This is a genomic window from Burkholderia sp. 9775_39 (genome assembly GCF_015712225.1).
GTDB lineage: Bacteria > Pseudomonadota > Gammaproteobacteria > Burkholderiales > Burkholderiaceae > Burkholderia > Burkholderia cenocepacia.
In genome coordinates this window covers 1-15,839 of sequence record NZ_JACCQC010000031.1, presented here as the reverse complement: position 1 = coordinate 15,839, position 15,839 = coordinate 1, and the positions used below count along the sequence as shown (strand labels likewise).

Here is a 15,839-nt window from a genome sequence, read left to right as displayed (position 1 = left end):
ATGCCTCGTCAGAGCGCGTGCGAGCGGTCGCCGCGCGCGAACGCGTCGAGCGTGCCGTCGATCCCGCGCGAAAACGCGATCACCTTGAACAACTCGCCCATCTCGGCTTCCGAGATCAGCTTCTGCACCGCGTTCGCGGCCGGCAGGAAGGCGTGGATGTCGGACGGATCGATCGCGGCCAGCGCGTCGGTGATGCCCGCGTTCAACAGGAAGCGCGCCTGAGACGTATAGCCGAGCAGCTCGGCGCCGGTGGCGATCGCGGCCTCGTAGATGCCGGTGAATTCGACGTGCGCGGTGATGTCCTGCAGGCCCGGGTACACGAACGGGTCGTCGTGCGCGTGATGGCGGTAGTGGCACATCAGCGTGCCGCGGTCGCGCTGCGGGTGGTAGTACTCGTGCGCGGGGAAACCGTAGTCGACCAGCAGCACCGCGCCGCGGCCGAGCATCGTGCAGACGGTGCGCGTGAACGCGAGCGCCGCCTCGTGCGTTTCGGTCACGTAGCCGTCGCCGACGTCGAGCGCCGCGAGCACCGCCGGCAGGCCGGCCGCGCCGACCGGCCGGTCGTCGAACACGAACGCGTGCCGCGCGTCGAGCGCGACGCCGCGCTCGCGCCATGCGCCATCCGCCTTCGCGAACAGCCGCACCGGCATCGCATCGAGCACCTCGTTGCCGACCACGACGCCGTCGAACCGCTCGGGCAGCGCGTCGAGCCAGCGCACCTTGGCGGCCAGCGCCGGCACCGCGGCTTCGATCGTGTCGCGCTGCCGTTCGCGCAGCTCGCCGGACAGGTCGACGATCAGGTATTCGTCGAGCTCGACGCCCGGCGCGTCGAGCGCCGCGAGCAGCCCGGCCGCGAGCTTGCCCGTGCCGGCGCCGAATTCCATCACGCGGCGCGTGCCGCTCGCCGCGAGCGCCTCGGCCACCGGTTGCGCGAGCGTCTGCGCGAACAGCGGCGACAGTTCGGGGGCGGTGACGAAGTCGCTGCCGTCGTCGGCGCGGCGCCCGAACTTGCGCGCGCCGCCGCTGTAGTAACCGAGGCCCGGCGCATACAGCGCGCGCTCCATGAAACGGTCGAACGGCAGCCAGCCGCCGGCCGCCGCGATCGCGTCGCGCAGTTGCGCGGCAAGGGTTTCGGACTGCGCGAGCGCGTCAGGGCCGGGAGCAGGTAAACTAGCGGGTTCGTGAGCTTTCGGGTTCATCCCGGCATTGTAAATGACCGTTTCAGCCGATACGTCGACCCCACGCGTGGTGCTCGTCACGGGCGCCCTGGGCAGCGCGGCCGACGCCGCGTCGATCGGCCGTGCGCTCGCGACGGGCTTCGCCCGCCGCGGCTGGGACGTCGCGCTGCAGCGCAGCCACGGCGCGCCGCGCGCGGCCGCCGACGCGCTCGTCGCCGAAGTCGCGGCGCACGGCCGCCGCGCGGCCGTGCTCGACGCCGATCTGGCCCTGGAGGCCAATGCCGCGGCCCTCGTCGCCGCGTGCGGCGAAGCGCTCGGCCGGCCCGCATGCGCGGTGTTCGTCAGCGCCAGCGCAGGCGCCGACGACGCGCACACGGTGGACGGCGCGTCGCTCGCCGCCGCGCTCGCGCGCAACGTGACCGCGCCGCTCGCGCTGGCCCGCGCACTCGCCGATGCGACGCCCGACGCCGCGCGCGAGCACGAAGCGCTGCGCGCGTGCGCGATCCACGTACTGGATCAGGCGCTGTTTCACCCCGCACCGGCGCAGCTGTCGCACGCGCTGATGCAGGCCGCGTTGAACCGCGCGACGTCGGCGCTCGCGCTGGCGCTCGCACCGAAGGTGCGGGTCGCGGCGCTCGTGCGCGGCCACGCGCCGCACGCGGACGACATCGCGGCGGCCGCGTGCTATCTCGCGAGCGCGCCCGGCGTCACGGGCGCGACGCTGACCGTCGACGGCGGCGAGCACCTGGTGCCGCCGGCCGCCGGCCCGAATGAATGAACCGCGCGGGCGCGGCCTGACCGCCGCCGCCCGCGCCGCTTTGCGTGCGCGCACGCCAATTTGACTGGGACGACCATGTTTTCCGCTCTCCTGCACCCCCGCCTCGCGGATTGCCGCAGGCTCTACCTGCGCGACTACGAGGTGCACATCAACATCGGGGCCTTCGAACACGAGAAGCGCGGCGAGCAGCGCGTCGTCATCAACGTCGACCTGTTCGTGCCGCTCGCGCTGTCCACCCCGGTCGACGACCGGCTGCACGAAGTCGTCGACTACGATCTGATGAAGCAGAGCGTCGCGCAATGCGTGGCGCGCGGCCACATCCACCTGCAGGAGACGCTGTGCGACTCGATCGCCGCGCACCTGCTGGCGCACGATGCCGTGCGCGCGGTACGCGTCCGTACCGAGAAACCGGACGCCTATCCGGACTGCGACGCCGTCGGCGTCGAAGTCTTTCGCATCAAGGACGAGGAGCGCGCATGAACGCCCCCCACATGAACGACACGGCGGCCGACGCCACGACCGCCGAAACCGGCCGCCCCGCGCTGACGCGCCGCGAGCAGAAGGAAGCGTACGAGAACAACAAGCTGTTCAAGCGGATCGTGCGCCAGGTCGGCCAGGCGATCGGCGACTACAACATGATCGAGCAGGGCGACAAGGTGATGGTGTGCCTGTCGGGCGGCAAGGACAGCTACGCGATGCTCGACGTGCTGCTGCGCCTGCGCGAACGCGCGCCGATCGACTTCGACATCGTCGCGGTGAACCTCGACCAGAAGCAGCCGGGCTTCCCCGAGCACGTGCTGCCCGAATACCTGGAGCAGGTCGGCGTGCCGTTCCACATCGAGAACCAGGACACCTACAGCATCGTCAAGCGGCTCGTCCCCGAAGGCAAGACGACCTGCTCGCTGTGCTCGCGGCTGCGCCGCGGGATCCTGTACCGCGTGGCCGGCGAGCTCGGCGCGACCAAGATCGCGCTCGGCCATCACCGCGACGACATCGTGCAGACGCTGCTGCTGAACATGTTCTACGGCGGCAAGCTGAAGGGAATGCCGCCGAAGCTGCAGTCGGACGACGGCAAGAACATCGTGATCCGCCCGCTCGCGTACGTGAAGGAAACCGATCTCGAGAAATACGCGGAGCTGCGCGAATTCCCGATCATCCCGTGCAACCTGTGCGGCAGCCAGCCGAACCTGAAGCGCGCGGAAATGAAGGCGCTGATCCGCGACTGGGACAAGCGCTTCCCGGGCCGCGTCGACAACATGTTCAACGCGCTCGCGAAGGTCGTGCCGTCGCACCTGATGGACACGACGCTGTACCCGTTCCAGTCGCTGCGCGCGACGGGCGAAGCCGACCCGCAGGGCGACATCGCGTTCGACGAGGAACCGTGCGCATCGGGCGACGACACCGCGACGCCGGGCGCGTCCAAACCGATCTCGATCGTCCAGTTCGACGACCTGTAAGCAGGGCCGGAACACCCGCCGGAACCGGGCGCCGGCCGCCCTTTCCGGCGTCGCGCGCCCGCCGCGGCAGCCCCGGAACGGCAGGGGCCGCATGCTAAAATGGACGGCTTCGAACTCCTCTGACAAGCTGGCGCCATGAATATCGTGATTTTGGCGGCAGGCACCGGCAAGCGCATGCGTTCCGCGCTGCCGAAAGTGCTTCACCCCCTGGCCGGCAGGCCGCTCCTCTCCCACGTCATCGACACCGCGCGCACACTGCAGCCGTCCCGGCTCGTCGTCGTCGTCGGCCACGGCGCCGAGCAGGTCCAGGCCGCGGTCGCCGCGCCCGACGTCCAGTTCGCGGTGCAGGCCGAGCAGCTCGGCACCGGCCATGCGGTCCGCCAGGCGCTGCCGCTGCTCGATCCCGCGCAACCGACGCTCGTGCTGTACGGCGACGTGCCGCTCACGCGCGCGTCGACGCTGCAGCGTCTCGTCGATGCCGCACGCGAGGGCCGCTACGGGATCCTGACCGTCACGCTCGACGACCCGACCGGCTACGGCCGCATCGTGCGCGACGCGTCCGGCTTCGTCACGCGCATCGTCGAGCAGAAGGATGCGTCGCCGGAAGAGCTGAAGATCGCCGAGATCAACACCGGCATCATCGTCACGCCGACGGCGCAGCTGTCGATGTGGCTCGGCGCGCTGAAGAACGAAAACGCGCAGGGCGAGTACTACCTGACCGACGTCGTCGAACTCGCGATCGAGGCCGGCTTCGAGGTCGTCACGTCGCAGCCCGACGAGGAATGGGAAACGCTCGGCGTGAACAGCAAGGCGCAACTCGCGGAGCTCGAACGCATTCACCAGCGCAACGTGGCGGACGCGCTGCTCGTCGACGGCGTCACGCTCGCCGATCCGGCGCGCATCGACGTGCGCGGCACGCTGCGCTGCGGGCGCGACGTGTCGATCGACGTGAACTGCGTGTTCGAAGGCAACGTGACGCTCGATGACAACGTGACGATCGGCGCGAACTGCGTGATCCGCAATGCGTCGGTCGGCGCCGGCACGCGCATCGACGCGTTCACGCACATCGACGGCGCCGCGCTCGGCGCGAACACCGTGATCGGCCCGTACGCGCGGCTGCGCCCCGGCGCGCAGCTCGCGGACGAAGCGCACGTCGGCAACTTCGTCGAGGTGAAGAACGCGGTGATCGGTCACGGTTCGAAAGCGAACCACCTCACGTACATCGGCGACGCCGACATCGGCGCGCGCGTGAACATCGGCGCTGGCACGATCACCTGCAACTACGACGGCGCGAACAAGTTCCGCACCGTGATCGAGGACGACGTGTTCGTCGGCTCCGACACGCAGCTGGTTGCCCCCGTGCGGGTCGGCCGCGGCGTGACGATCGCCGCCGGCACGACGATCTGGAAGGACGTGGCCGAAGGCGTCCTCGCGTTGAACGAGAAGACGCAGACCGCGAAGAGCGGCTACGTCCGGCCGGTCAAGAAGAAGAGCTGAACCTTTTGCGGGCGCCCCGCGGCGCCCGCGTCGACTTACAGGATTGACCATTCATGTGCGGCATTGTCGGCGCAGTTGCGCAACGTAATATCGTTCCGGTGCTGATCGAAGGTCTGCGGCGCCTCGAATACCGCGGCTACGACTCGTGCGGCGTCGCCGTGCTCGAGCCGGGCGCCCCGAAGCGCGCGCGCAGCGTCGCACGCGTCGCCGATCTCGACACGCAGGTGCGCGAGACGCACCTCGAAGGCACGACGGGAGTCGCGCACACGCGCTGGGCCACGCACGGCGCGCCCGTCACGCACAACGCGCACCCGATCTTCTCGTCGAACGCGCTCGCGCTCGTGCACAACGGCATCATCGAGAACTTCGAGCCGCTGCGCGAAACGCTGCGCGCGAAGGGCTACGAATTCGTGTCGCAGACCGACACCGAAGTGATCGCGCACCTCGTGCACAGCCTGTATCGCGGCAACCTGTTCGACGCGGTGCGCGAGGCCGTGCAGCAGCTGCACGGTGCCTACGCGATCGCCGTGATCCACAAGGACCAGCCGCACACCGTCGTCGGCGCGCGCCAGGGTTCGCCGCTCGTCGTCGGTCACGGCGACGGCGAGAACTTCCTCGCATCCGATGCGCTCGCGCTCGCCGGCAGCACCGACCGCTTCACGTTCCTCGAGGAAGGCGACGTGTGCGAGCTGTCGCTCGACGGCGTGACGATCGTCGACCGTCACGGCGCCACCGTGCAGCGCGAAATCCGCGTCGTCAGCGCGTACGGCGGCGCGGTCGAGCTTGGACCCTATCGCCACTTCATGCAGAAGGAAATCTTCGAGCAGCCGCGCGCGATCGGCGACACCGTGCCGCAGACGGACGCCTTCGACGCGACGCTGTTCGGCGATGCGGCCCCCGCCGCGTTCGCGGAGATCGACAGCCTGCTGATCCTCGCGTGCGGCACGAGCTACTACTCGGGCCTCACCGCGAAATACTGGCTCGAATCGATCGCGAAGATCCCGACCCAGGTCGAGATCGCCAGCGAATACCGCTACCGCGAGTCGGTGCCGAACCCGCGCCAGCTCGTGCTCGTGATCTCGCAGTCGGGCGAGACGGCCGATACGCTCGCGGCGCTCAAGCATGCGCAGTCGCTCGGCCACACGCATACGCTCGCGGTGTGCAACGTCGCGACGAGCGCGATGGTGCGCCTGACCGAAATGCAGTTCCTCACGCACGCGGGCACCGAGATCGGCGTCGCGTCGACGAAGGCGTTCACGACGCAGCTCGTCGCGCTGTTCGTGCTGGCCGCGACGCTCGGCAAGCTGCGCGGGCACGTCGACGCCGCGCAGGAAGCGCAATTCCTGAAGGAGCTGCGCCACCTGCCGGCCGCGCTGAACAGCGTGCTCGTGCTCGAGCCGCAGATCATCGCGTGGTCGGAGGAATTCGCACGCAAGGAAAACGCGCTGTTCCTCGGCCGCGGGCTGCACTACCCGATCGCGCTCGAAGGCGCGCTGAAGCTGAAGGAAATCTCGTACATCCACGCCGAGGCCTATCCGGCCGGTGAACTGAAGCATGGGCCGCTCGCGCTCGTCACGGAAGCGATGCCGGTCGTCACGGTTGCGCCGAACGACACGCTGCTCGAGAAGCTGAAGTCGAACATGCAGGAAGTGCGCGCGCGCGGCGGCGAGCTGTACGTGTTCGCCGATGCCGATACGCAGATCGTCAACGACGACGGCCTGCACGTGATCCGGATGCCGGAGCACTACGGCCAACTGTCGCCGATCCTGCACGTCGTGCCGCTGCAGCTGCTCGCGTATCACACCGCGTGTGCACGCGGCACCGACGTCGACAAGCCGCGCAACCTCGCGAAATCGGTGACGGTGGAGTAAGGCCGGACGTCGGGATGGCCCCTCGCCGGGCCGTCCCGACCGTATGCGGATGCGAGGTCGGCCATTCGGCCAGGTCGAAATATGTACCACGTAGTGGTATATAATCCTGTGCTAACTCGACCGGCTCGACATGTCTGCCTCCGTACGACGCGTGTTCAAGACGAAGTGGTTTCACACGGCAGCCGGGAAAGCGGGAATCGCCGATGACGAACTCTGCCGCGCGGTGCGGGATCTGGCCCGCGGCCAGGGCGTCGATCTCGGCGGCAACGTGTGGAAGAAGCGCCTCGGCGGCAATCGGCAGCGCGGGATCGTGCTGGGCAAGGTCGGGCACACGTGGGTGTTCGTGTTCCTGTTCGCGAAATGCGACCGCGAGAACATCGACGCACGCGAACTGCGCGCCTTCAGAAAGCTCGCCGCGGATGTCGGCCGACACACCGACAGCGACATCACGACGCTGGTTACCCTGAAAGAGTGGGTGGAGATGTGCAATGGCTAAGAGTCGATTCAAGAGCGACGCAACGGAGGCGATCCACAGCGCCGCGTCCGGCCTTTATCGTGCGCAACTGATCGACAAGAAGACGATGCGGGAATACGACGATCTCTGCATCGAAGCCGCCCCGCAGTTCGATCCGGAAGCGATCGCCCGCATTCGCAAGTCCGTCAACGTCAGCCAGAGCGTGTTCGCGCTCTACCTGAACACGACGACCTCGACGATCCGCCAATGGGAACAGGGCGACAAGCGGCCCAGCGGCATCGCCGCGCGCATGCTCCAGATCGTCGAGAAACACGGGCTCGAGGTGTTCTCCTGAGCCGGCTTCCCCGAGTGCAGAGGCACGGCCCCGGCCGGACGCGCGCCGCAACGAATATGACGGAGAGACAATGGTAAGACTGTTTGGATGCGGATTGCTGGCGCTGACGTTCGCGTCGACGGGCTGGGCCGCCGAGCACTATGTCGAGGTCTGGAACCCGCCCGAGGCGCGGCAGCCTGCTGCCCGTACGCCGGATGCCCGTACGCCGGATGCCCGTATGCCGGATGCCCGTATGCCGGCCGCCCACACAAGCGCCGACGCACGCACCGGCAAGAGCGCGGAGAAGCACGCGAGCGCCGCCACGCCGAAAGCCGCGGCGAAACCGCACAAGCGCCGCGTCGCGCAGGCCGTGAAGGCCGGCCCGCACCGCCCGGCCGCCGCCGCGACCGACACGCCGGCCGCGCCGCGCCCGGTTGCGCAGCCGGCACCCGGGCGTCTCACGGTGATGCAGCCCGCCGCACCGGATGCGACGCACGCGCCCACCTTCTCCAACATCCCGCGTCAATACACGCCGGACGGCAACGTGCTGCAGGTCGGCACGCACGGCCGCGCGGCGGAGGTGACTCGATAATGGAAGCGCAGACCTACCACGGCTACCAGATCTGGGGCCACGCGATCCTGCAGCAGGACGAGATCATGCAGCCCGAGCGCTTCGCGGCAAGCGGCACGATCACGCAGAACAATCGGCTCGTCGAGGCGTCGGGCGTGCTCGGCGTGTTCGACACCGAAGACGATGCGCGCGATGCCGGGCTCGAATGGGCGCGCGCGTGGATCGACAACCACAGCTGACGCACGCAACGCGCGCATCCGCGGCCGCCGTCAGCAAGGCCGCGCAGGTGCATCGCGCACCGCACATGAACAAGGGGCGTCCATGACGCCCCTTGTTTCATTCGAACCGGGAAACCCGGAAACACTCACGCCGCGGCGCGCGGCGGCCTCACCGTCTCCTGCGGCCGGCCGACGAACCGTGCCAGCACGAGGATCGCCACCAGCGTCGCGACGTACGCGGCGATCTGGATCCCCGCCGGGCGCGCGGTATAGCCGATCAGCGTATGCAGCGCCTTGCCGACGATGCTCGTTTCCTTGAGCAGCCACGACGTGTCCCAGACCGCATCGCCCCACGACGGCACGAGCCCGGCCGCCAGCAGGAAGCCGACGCACTGGCTCGCCATGCCCGCGGCGAGCAGCACGATCAGCCCGTTGGTGACGGAGAACAGGCGCTTCAACGGAATCTGCAGCAGGCCCGCGTATATCGCATAGCCGAGCCCCGCACCGCCGAGCACGCCGAGCAGCCCGCCGGCGATCATCTGCGGCGTCTGGCCCGGATCGCCCGCGGCGATCCCGTACAGGAACAGCACGGCCTCGGAGCCCTCGCGCAGCACCGCGACGCCGACCACGATCGCGAGCCCCGTCAGCGGCCGGCTGCCGGCCGCGACCGCGCGGCCGACCTCGCCCATGTGCAGCGCCATTTCGCGACCGTGCCGGCTCATCCAGATGCAGTGCCACGCGAGCATCAGCGTCGCGACGAACATCACGCCCGCGTTGAAGACTTCCTGGCCCATGCCGGACGCCCATTGCGAGATCACGTCGGCGAACGCCGCGATCAGGCCGGCGCCGACCACGCCGCCGACCAGCCCGCCGCCCACCCACCAGCCGCGCCGCGGCACGCCCTTCGTGGCAGCCATCACGATCGAGACCACCAGCGCGGCCTCGAGCACTTCACGAAAGACGATCAGGGCAGTAGACAGCATGTCGGTATCGGCTTACTTGACGGTCAGGTGCGTCTTCGACTGCGCTTCGTGATACTCGTCGTGGAACTCGTAGGTCCCGGCCTTCAGCGGCCCGACCAGGATCTCGACCGACTTGCCGGCCGGCACGACCTTCTCCGCCTTGAAGTCGTCGCTCTCGAATTCCGCCGGCGTCGCGTCGAGGTTCTTCACGACGAATTTCACTTTCTTGCCGGCGGGGATCGTCACGCCATCGGGCGAAAACTTGTGGTCCTTCAGCGTCAGGTTGACGACGTCGTCGGCCGCGAAGGCGGACGTGGCCAAGGCGCCCAGCAGGGCCAGTGCGAAACCGATAGCGAAACGGGTCATGTGCGTAATGAACGGAAATATCGAAGGGAATCGATACTAAGATCGATTCGCATTTTCACCTCGGAGTACCCTTACTCCGAACATGGAGATCGTACGCGATCGACGTGACACGCCCGTTGCCGCGCAAGGCTCCGCCAGATTTCGTCGACAATGGATGGCCGTCAATCGGGAAAAATTCGGACTGACGCGCGCACACGAATCGCGATTCGTCAGACTTCAGCATTACAAATGGCTGATGCCGTACACCTCGTTGCGTGCGGCGCTTGACCTTCCCACCATGGCAAGCTTCATGCTGCACGTATTCGTCAACCATCCATCCGGGAGAACACGATGGAATTCGAAGTCCAGGACATGACCTGCGGCGGCTGCGCCAACGCAATCACGCGCGCGGTGACGGCCGCCGACCCCGCCGCGAAGCTCGACATCGACGTCGCGGCGAAGATCGTCAAGGTCGACTCGGCGCAAGGCGCCGAGCGCGTGCAGTCGATCATCGAAGCCGCCGGCTTCCATCCCGCGCTGCGCACCGCGTAACGCGCACCGAAGGCTGGGCGCGTCGCCGGACGGCGACACGCCCGCGCCCGGCCGCGCGTCAGCGCAGCCGGATCAGCGTCGACTTCAGTTCGGTGTACTTCTCGAGCGCGTGCAGCGACTTGTCGCGGCCGTTGCCCGACTGCTTGTAGCCGCCGAACGGGAAGTTCATGTCGCCGCCCTCGTCATAGCAGTTCACCCACACGGTGCCCGCCCGCAGCCGGCGCGACACGTCGTGCGCGGTCGTCAGGTTCGACGTCCACACGGCCGCGGCCAGCCCGTATTCGGTGTCGTTCGCGATCCGCACGGCCTCGTCGACGTCGTCGAACACGATCACCGACAGCACGGGCCCGAAGATTTCCTCGCGCGCGATCTTCGCGTCGGGCTTCACCTCGAACACCGTCGGCTCGACATAGAAGCCGCCCGTTTCCGCGTTCACGCGCGCACCGCCCGTGACGAGCCTGCCCTCGCCGCGCCCCGCTTCGATATAGCCGAGCACGCGTTCGAGCTGGATGCCGTCGACGATCGCGCCCATCGACACCGACGGATCGAGCGGATTGCCGGGCACGTATGCGCGGGCGGCCGCGACGAGCTTCTCGATGAACGCGTCCTTGATGTCGCGATGCACGAGCAGCCGCGAGCCGGCCGTGCACATCTCGCCCATGTTGTAGAAGATCGCGCCGGCCGCCGTCTGCGCCGCGCGGTCGAGATCGGGACAGTCGGGCAGCACGATGTTCGGTGACTTGCCGCCGAGTTCGAGCCACGCGCGCTTCAGGTTCGACTGCGCCGCATACTGCATGATCAGCTTGCCGACCGCCGTCGAGCCCGTGAACGCGATGCAGTCGACGTCGCGATGCAACGCGAGCAGCTTGCCCGGTTCGCCCGCGCCCGGCACGACGTTGAATACGCCGGCCGGGATGCCGGCTTCGAACGCGAGCTGCGCGACGCGGATCGCGGTCAGCGGCGACTTCTCCGACGGTTTCAGCACGACGCTGTTGCCGGCCGCGAGCGCGGGGCCGAATTTCCATGCGGCCATCAGGATCGGGAAGTTCCACGGCACGACGGCGGCCACCACGCCGACCGGCTCGCGCGTGACGAGGCCGACGAGATGATGATCGGCCGGCGCGACCTCGCCGCCGACCTTGTCGATCGCCTCGGCGAACCATTCGACGCAGTACGCGGCGCCCGGCACGTCGACCGTCGTCGTGTCGCCGATCGGCTTGCCCGCGTCGAGCGTCTCGAGCAGCGACAGTTCGTCGAGATGCTCGCGCATCAGCGCGGCCCAGCGCAGCAGCACGGCCTTGCGTGCGCGCGGGTTCAGGCCGGCCCATACGCCTGCGTCGAATGCGCGGCGGGCTGCCGCGACGGCCGCGTTCACGTCCGCTTCGCCGCAATCGGCGACCTTCGCCAGCACGCGGCCGTCGATTGGGCTCACGCAGTCGAACGTCCTGCCGCCATGTGCGTCGCGCGACGCGCCATCGATGAATGCGCGCCCTTCGATCTCGAGCGACGCCGCCTTGTGTTGCCAGTCAGCCAAAGTCAACTTGTTCATCAGGATGCCTCAATGTTGTGGCATTCGCGATGCGGCGCGCCGCGCGCGAGGCATGCGGCCGGCCTGCAGCGAATGCGGTGACGCGCGGTCAGAAGGTCGCCGGCGAATTGGCCGACACGACCTCGCAGATCAGTTCCGCGCTGGGATTGCGAAAACGATGCGGCAAACGGCTTTCGAAGTAGTAGCCGTCTCCGGGGTCGAGCAGCCACGTCGCGCCGTCGACGGTCAACTCGAGCCGGCCCGACACGACGACGCCGCCCTCGTGTCCCGCGTGCACCAGCATCTCGGGCCCCGTGTCGGCCAGCGGCTGGTAGGTCTCGCGCAGGATGCACATGTTGCGATCCTTCACGTTCGCGCCGACGAGCTGAAACGCGAGCGACTCGTTGCCGAGGTTCGGCATCTCGTCGCGGCGCGACACGACCGCGCGCGATTCGACGAGCTCGAACGTGAAGAACGCCGCGAGACTCATCGGGATGCATTCGAGCAGTTTCTTCAGCGAGCCGACCGACGGGCTCACGCGGCCCTGTTCGATCAGCGAGATCGTGCCGTTGGTGACGCCGGCGCGTTTCGCGAGCTCGCGCTGCGACAGGCCATGCTTGTTGCGCACGAAACGCAGGCGCTCGGCGACTTCGGTGGACATCGATTCGGTTTCGGACACGATAAGTGCGATGACAAAGTGAAACGACGCATGGGACAGCCGTTGAATATTCTAATCACTTTATGCCGCACATCAGCGGGGAAAACCCTGAAAGCCGTTCGAAATAATGAACGGCATGCCGATTATTCCTTTTGCGAATCTTTTGTTCGCACTGCTCGGGAAAGCCCTGATGCAGGACCATTAAAAAACATTTGACGCCGTTATTGGCTCGTATATGCTGGCTCTCAGGTCGGCGTCATCAGGCTTTCATAGGCATCGAAAAGCGTTATCGCAACGCAACAATTGATGCCCGTCAATGTAAATGACGCAGGACCGGCGCCTCGATTATTTTAAACGCCCCGTGCGTCGAAACGATCAGGTGTTCAATACTTTCAACAAACCAGTCGAGTGTAATCGTGAGAGTCCGTGGCCCTCTGGTGAGGTGGGATCGAGGCGATGTGCGAAGTTTGCGCAGCGCCGTTCCCGCTTCCGACGGCAGTTGCGGCTGGCATAGTCCTCGCCTGCTTCACCTGTCGATCTACACCATCCTGTCCCGTCGTTCCGTTCGGCGTCACAACGCCGTTTCCGCACGCGCATTCGTCGCCGTCGATACCGACGAAGTGGCGTCGCTGCTGCCGTAGCGCCTCTCCTTTCTTCACGTCGTTCGTTTCATGTGCCGATTCGCCAACCGCATCTTCCGTGCGGTGACGGAACGCGTTCGCGCATACGTTGCCGCGTCGCGTATCGCGAGGAAACGAACGACGGCCTGATCGTCGCGCGCAGCGCGGATCGCCACGCCATCCCGTTGCGCCCATTCACCAGCGGCCGTGCGCCTCGCGCCCGGCTGCGGGGTCGTGTCGCGCCTGCGTTTTGCCGCATCCGGCTCGATGCACGTCACGTCCCTACGGATTACTGATTGACGTCATGGAAAGGAAACCTCTCGTCGGCATCACCGCCGACCTCACCCAGATCGGCGCCCACGCGTCGCATACGGTCGGCGACAAATACGTCGCCGCGATCGTCGACGGCGCGCAGGCGCTCGCGATGGTGCTGCCCGCCCTCGGCGAGCGCCAGTCGACCGCCGACGTGCTCGACGCGGTCGACGGGCTGCTGTTTACCGGCAGCTACTCGAACGTCGAGCCGCATCTGTATGGCGGCGAACCGAGCGCACCGGGCACGAAGCACGACCCGGCGCGCGACGCGACGACGCTGCCGCTGCTGCGCGCGGCCATCGTCGCGGGCGTGCCCGTGCTCGCCGTGTGCCGCGGCTTCCAGGAGCTGAACGTCGTGTGCGGCGGCACGCTGCATCAGCGCGTGCACGACGTGCCCGGCTTCGCCGACCACCGCGAGGACGACGACGCGCCGATGGATACGCAATACGGCCCCGCGCACGTCGTGCGCCTGACGCCCGGCGGCCAGCTGCATGCGCTCGCCGGCGGCCGCGACGAAGTGCAGGTGAACTCGCTGCACAAGCAGGGCGTCGCGCAACTCGGCTCCGGTCTCGCGGTCGAGGCCGTCGCGCCGGATGGCCTGATCGAGGCCGTGAGCGTCGTCGACGCACCGGCGTTCGCGCTCGCCGTGCAGTGGCATCCGGAATGGCGACATGCGCAGGACCCGCTGTCGAGCGCGATCTTCCGCGCGTTCGGCGACGCGTGCCGCGCGCGCCGCGCCGCCCGCACGCGCGCCACGGCCGCCGCCGCGCTCGCCTGAGCGCGCCCACCAGACAACGAGAACAGACATGCAAGACATCGAAGACTTTCTGAAGCAGCATCGGATCACCGAGATCGAAGCGATCATTCCCGACATGGCCGGCATCGCGCGCGGCAAGATCACGCCGCGCAACAAGTTCACGTCCGGCGAATCGATGCGCCTGCCGCAAGCCGTGATGGTGCAGACCGTCACCGGCGAATATCCGGAAGACGGCTCGCTGACCGGCGTGACCGACCCCGACATGGTGTGCGTGCCCGACACATCGACGATCCGCCTGATTCCGTGGGCCGTCGACCCGACCGCGCAGGTGATCCACGACTGCGTGCACTTCGACGGCTCGCCGGTCGAGATCTCGCCGCGCTACGTGCTGCGCCGCGTGCTCGACCTGTACAAGGCGAAGGGCTGGAAGCCGGTCGTCGCGCCGGAACTCGAGTTCTACCTGGTCGACATGAACAAGGACCCCGACCTGCCGCTGCGTCCGCCGGTCGGCCGCACGGGCCGCCCCGAAACGGGCCGCCAGTCGTACTCGATCGAGGCCGTCAACGAGTTCGATCCGCTGTTCGAGGACATCTACGAGTACTGCGAATCGCAGAACCTCGACATCGACACGCTGATCCACGAAGTCGGCGCCGCGCAGATGGAGATCAACTTCATGCACGGCGACGCGCTGTCGCTGGCCGACCAGGTGTTCCTGTTCAAGCGCACGGTGCGCGAGGCCGCGCTGCGCCACAACATGTACGCGACGTTCATGGCCAAGCCGATGGAAGACGAACCGGGCTCGGCGATGCACGTGCACCAGAGCATCGTCGACGAGGAAACGGGCCAGAACCTGTTCACGTCGCAGGAAACCGGCGGCGCGACGTCGATGTTCTACAACTACCTCGCGGGGCTGCAGAAGTACACGCCGGCGCTGATGCCGATCTTCGCGCCGTACATCAACTCGTACCGCCGCCTGTCGCGCTTCATGGCCGCGCCGATCAACGTGCAGTGGGGCTACGACAACCGCACGGTGGGGTTCCGCATTCCGCATTCGGGTCCGGCCGCGCGCCGCATCGAAAACCGCATCCCCGGTGTCGACTGCAATCCGTACCTCGCGCTCGCGGCGACGCTCGCGGCCGGCTATCTCGGCATGACGCAGCGCCTGGAGCCGACCGAGCCGCTGGTGAGCGACGGCTACAGCCTGCCGTACCAGCTGCCGCGCAACCTCGAGGAAGGGCTGACGCTGATGGCCGCGTGCGAGCCGCTCGGCGAGATCCTCGGGCACAAGTTCCTGAAGGCGTATTTCGCGCTGAAGGAAACCGAATACGAAGCGTTCTTCCGCGTGATCAGCTCGTGGGAACGCCGCCATCTGCTGCTGCACGTGTAAGCGTGCCAACCGCATACGGAATCACGGAGGAAACATGACTTACCGCAACGAATCTGCCTGGATCCAGCCGGCCGCACCGACCGCCACGGCCGCCGCGCCGCGCGCGACGCAGGCACGCTCGACCGCCGAATACCGCGCGCTCGACGCCGCGCACCACATCCATCCGTTCTCGGACATGGGCGCGCTCAATCGTGCCGGCAGCCGCGTGATCGTGAAGGCCGACGGCGTCTACTTGTGGGACTCGGACGGCAACAAGGTGATCGACGGGATGGCCGGCCTGTGGTGCGTGAACGTCGGCTACGGCCGCAAGGAACTCGCCGACGCCGCGTATCGCCAGATCCAGGAACTGCCGTTCTACAA

At 67.6% G+C, this 15,839-nt stretch carries 19 protein-coding genes; 14 read left to right on the top strand and 5 right to left on the bottom strand.

Going from position 1 to position 15,839, the window contains the following annotated elements; translation table 11 throughout:
- Positions 1-8: 8 nt before the first annotated feature.
- Positions 9-1,199 carry a class I SAM-dependent methyltransferase gene (locus tag H0X90_RS29900; RefSeq protein WP_058901868.1) on the bottom strand — a complete coding sequence of 397 codons (1,191 nt, stop codon included), beginning with the start codon at positions 1,197-1,199 and terminating at the stop codon, positions 9-11.
- 13 nt (positions 1,200-1,212) lie between these two features.
- Here H0X90_RS29900 and H0X90_RS29895 point away from each other — a divergent pair, with 13 nt between their 5' ends.
- The 9 genes from H0X90_RS29895 to H0X90_RS29855 all read left to right on the top strand — a co-directional run bounded on the left by H0X90_RS29895 (position 1,213) and on the right by H0X90_RS29855 (position 8,379).
- Entirely contained in the window at positions 1,213-1,956 is a 744-nt protein-coding gene (locus tag H0X90_RS29895) for an SDR family oxidoreductase (RefSeq protein WP_006495477.1), read from the top strand.
- A 75-nt stretch (positions 1,957-2,031) separates the two neighbouring features.
- The gene (locus tag H0X90_RS29890; RefSeq protein WP_006488695.1) at positions 2,032-2,436 is read left to right on the top strand and encodes a dihydroneopterin aldolase; all 405 of its coding nucleotides are present in this window, start codon (positions 2,032-2,034) and stop codon (positions 2,434-2,436) included.
- A complete protein-coding gene (gene ttcA, locus H0X90_RS29885) occupies positions 2,433-3,413 on the top strand; it encodes a tRNA 2-thiocytidine(32) synthetase TtcA (RefSeq protein ID WP_077189588.1) in 981 nt (326 codons plus the stop codon). The genes H0X90_RS29890 and ttcA overlap by 4 nt, the downstream gene beginning before the upstream one ends.
- A 135-nt stretch (positions 3,414-3,548) precedes the next feature.
- A complete protein-coding gene (gene glmU, locus H0X90_RS29880; RefSeq protein WP_048984835.1) occupies positions 3,549-4,910 on the top strand; it encodes a bifunctional UDP-N-acetylglucosamine diphosphorylase/glucosamine-1-phosphate N-acetyltransferase GlmU in 1,362 nt (453 codons plus the stop codon).
- A 53-nt stretch (positions 4,911-4,963) separates the two neighbouring features.
- On the top strand, positions 4,964-6,781 hold the full coding sequence (gene glmS, locus H0X90_RS29875) for a glutamine--fructose-6-phosphate transaminase (isomerizing) (RefSeq protein ID WP_059721724.1): 1,818 nt from the start codon (positions 4,964-4,966) through the stop codon (positions 6,779-6,781).
- Between the two features lie 130 nt (positions 6,782-6,911).
- Positions 6,912-7,277: a type II toxin-antitoxin system RelE/ParE family toxin gene (locus tag H0X90_RS29870; RefSeq protein ID WP_077189589.1), complete on the top strand. Its 366-nt coding sequence runs from the start codon at positions 6,912-6,914 to the stop codon at positions 7,275-7,277.
- Positions 7,270-7,590, top strand: coding sequence for a DNA-binding transcriptional regulator (locus tag H0X90_RS29865; RefSeq protein ID WP_006477596.1), 321 nt, complete (start codon positions 7,270-7,272; stop codon positions 7,588-7,590). Before H0X90_RS29870 ends, H0X90_RS29865 begins: the two co-directional genes overlap by 8 nt.
- 70 nt (positions 7,591-7,660) lie before the next feature.
- Positions 7,661-8,161, top strand: a complete 501-nt coding sequence (locus tag H0X90_RS29860; RefSeq protein WP_077189590.1) for a hypothetical protein — start codon at positions 7,661-7,663, stop codon at positions 8,159-8,161.
- Positions 8,161-8,379 (top strand): hypothetical protein, encoded by a 219-nt coding sequence (locus H0X90_RS29855; protein WP_006477594.1) that lies wholly within the window; start codon positions 8,161-8,163, stop codon positions 8,377-8,379. The genes H0X90_RS29860 and H0X90_RS29855 overlap by 1 nt, the downstream gene beginning before the upstream one ends.
- 125 nt (positions 8,380-8,504) lie before the next feature.
- Here H0X90_RS29855 and H0X90_RS29850 read toward each other — a convergent pair whose 3' ends face one another.
- Positions 8,505-9,341: an FTR1 family protein gene (locus H0X90_RS29850; RefSeq protein ID WP_077189591.1), complete on the bottom strand. Its 837-nt coding sequence runs from the start codon at positions 9,339-9,341 to the stop codon at positions 8,505-8,507.
- A gap of 12 nt (positions 9,342-9,353) precedes the next feature.
- Positions 9,354-9,686, bottom strand: a complete 333-nt coding sequence (locus H0X90_RS29845) for a cupredoxin domain-containing protein (RefSeq protein ID WP_048984829.1) — start codon at positions 9,684-9,686, stop codon at positions 9,354-9,356.
- 330 nt (positions 9,687-10,016) lie between these two features.
- Between H0X90_RS29845 and H0X90_RS29840 the strand changes: the two genes are divergently transcribed.
- On the top strand, positions 10,017-10,217 hold the full coding sequence (locus H0X90_RS29840; protein ID WP_006477591.1) for a heavy-metal-associated domain-containing protein: 201 nt from the start codon (positions 10,017-10,019) through the stop codon (positions 10,215-10,217).
- Positions 10,218-10,275: 58 nt separating this feature from the next.
- Here the strand turns inward: H0X90_RS29840 and H0X90_RS29835 are convergent, their stop codons facing one another.
- Positions 10,276-11,766 carry an aldehyde dehydrogenase gene (locus H0X90_RS29835; RefSeq protein WP_006488053.1) on the bottom strand — a complete coding sequence of 497 codons (1,491 nt, stop codon included), beginning with the start codon at positions 11,764-11,766 and terminating at the stop codon, positions 10,276-10,278.
- A gap of 88 nt (positions 11,767-11,854) precedes the next feature.
- Positions 11,855-12,406, bottom strand: a complete 552-nt coding sequence (locus H0X90_RS29830) for a cupin domain-containing protein (protein ID WP_077189602.1) — start codon at positions 12,404-12,406, stop codon at positions 11,855-11,857.
- A gap of 455 nt (positions 12,407-12,861) precedes the next feature.
- On the opposite strand from H0X90_RS29830, the gene H0X90_RS35865 reads away from it, so the two are divergent.
- The 4 genes from H0X90_RS35865 to H0X90_RS29815 form a co-directional block, all read left to right on the top strand.
- Positions 12,862-13,044 (top strand): hypothetical protein, encoded by a 183-nt coding sequence (locus H0X90_RS35865; protein ID WP_006488040.1) that lies wholly within the window; start codon positions 12,862-12,864, stop codon positions 13,042-13,044.
- Positions 13,045-13,327: 283 nt separating this feature from the next.
- Positions 13,328-14,113 carry a gamma-glutamyl-gamma-aminobutyrate hydrolase family protein gene (locus H0X90_RS29825; RefSeq protein ID WP_012492361.1) on the top strand — a complete coding sequence of 262 codons (786 nt, stop codon included), beginning with the start codon at positions 13,328-13,330 and terminating at the stop codon, positions 14,111-14,113.
- Between the two features lie 28 nt (positions 14,114-14,141).
- Positions 14,142-15,479, top strand: coding sequence for a glutamine synthetase family protein (locus tag H0X90_RS29820; RefSeq protein ID WP_006485614.1), 1,338 nt, complete (start codon positions 14,142-14,144; stop codon positions 15,477-15,479).
- A 34-nt stretch (positions 15,480-15,513) separates the two neighbouring features.
- The coding region (locus H0X90_RS29815) for an aminotransferase class III-fold pyridoxal phosphate-dependent enzyme (protein ID WP_196438318.1) at positions 15,514-15,839 on the top strand (326 nt) is incomplete at its 3' end.

Excerpts from the sequence above, each read along its gene's own strand:
- H0X90_RS29900 (WP_058901868.1), bottom strand. The coding sequence starts at position 1,199 with ATGAACCCGAAAGCTCACGAACCCGCTAGTTTACCTGCTCCCGGCCCT.
- H0X90_RS29895 (WP_006495477.1), top strand. The coding sequence starts at position 1,213 with ATGACCGTTTCAGCCGATACGTCGACCCCACGCGTGGTGCTCGTCACG.
- H0X90_RS29890 (WP_006488695.1), top strand. The coding sequence starts at position 2,032 with ATGTTTTCCGCTCTCCTGCACCCCCGCCTCGCGGATTGCCGCAGGCTC.
- ttcA (WP_077189588.1), top strand. The coding sequence starts at position 2,433 with ATGAACGCCCCCCACATGAACGACACGGCGGCCGACGCCACGACCGCC.
- glmU (WP_048984835.1), top strand. The coding sequence starts at position 3,549 with ATGAATATCGTGATTTTGGCGGCAGGCACCGGCAAGCGCATGCGTTCC.
- glmS (WP_059721724.1), top strand. The coding sequence starts at position 4,964 with ATGTGCGGCATTGTCGGCGCAGTTGCGCAACGTAATATCGTTCCGGTG.
- H0X90_RS29870 (WP_077189589.1), top strand. The coding sequence starts at position 6,912 with ATGTCTGCCTCCGTACGACGCGTGTTCAAGACGAAGTGGTTTCACACG.
- H0X90_RS29865 (WP_006477596.1), top strand. The coding sequence starts at position 7,270 with ATGGCTAAGAGTCGATTCAAGAGCGACGCAACGGAGGCGATCCACAGC.
- H0X90_RS29860 (WP_077189590.1), top strand. The coding sequence starts at position 7,661 with ATGGTAAGACTGTTTGGATGCGGATTGCTGGCGCTGACGTTCGCGTCG.
- H0X90_RS29855 (WP_006477594.1), top strand. The coding sequence starts at position 8,161 with ATGGAAGCGCAGACCTACCACGGCTACCAGATCTGGGGCCACGCGATC.
- H0X90_RS29850 (WP_077189591.1), bottom strand. The coding sequence starts at position 9,341 with ATGCTGTCTACTGCCCTGATCGTCTTTCGTGAAGTGCTCGAGGCCGCG.
- H0X90_RS29845 (WP_048984829.1), bottom strand. The coding sequence starts at position 9,686 with ATGACCCGTTTCGCTATCGGTTTCGCACTGGCCCTGCTGGGCGCCTTG.
- H0X90_RS29840 (WP_006477591.1), top strand. The coding sequence starts at position 10,017 with ATGGAATTCGAAGTCCAGGACATGACCTGCGGCGGCTGCGCCAACGCA.
- H0X90_RS29835 (WP_006488053.1), bottom strand. The coding sequence starts at position 11,766 with ATGAACAAGTTGACTTTGGCTGACTGGCAACACAAGGCGGCGTCGCTC.
- H0X90_RS29830 (WP_077189602.1), bottom strand. The coding sequence starts at position 12,406 with ATGTCCACCGAAGTCGCCGAGCGCCTGCGTTTCGTGCGCAACAAGCAT.
- H0X90_RS29825 (WP_012492361.1), top strand. The coding sequence starts at position 13,328 with ATGGAAAGGAAACCTCTCGTCGGCATCACCGCCGACCTCACCCAGATC.
- H0X90_RS29820 (WP_006485614.1), top strand. The coding sequence starts at position 14,142 with ATGCAAGACATCGAAGACTTTCTGAAGCAGCATCGGATCACCGAGATC.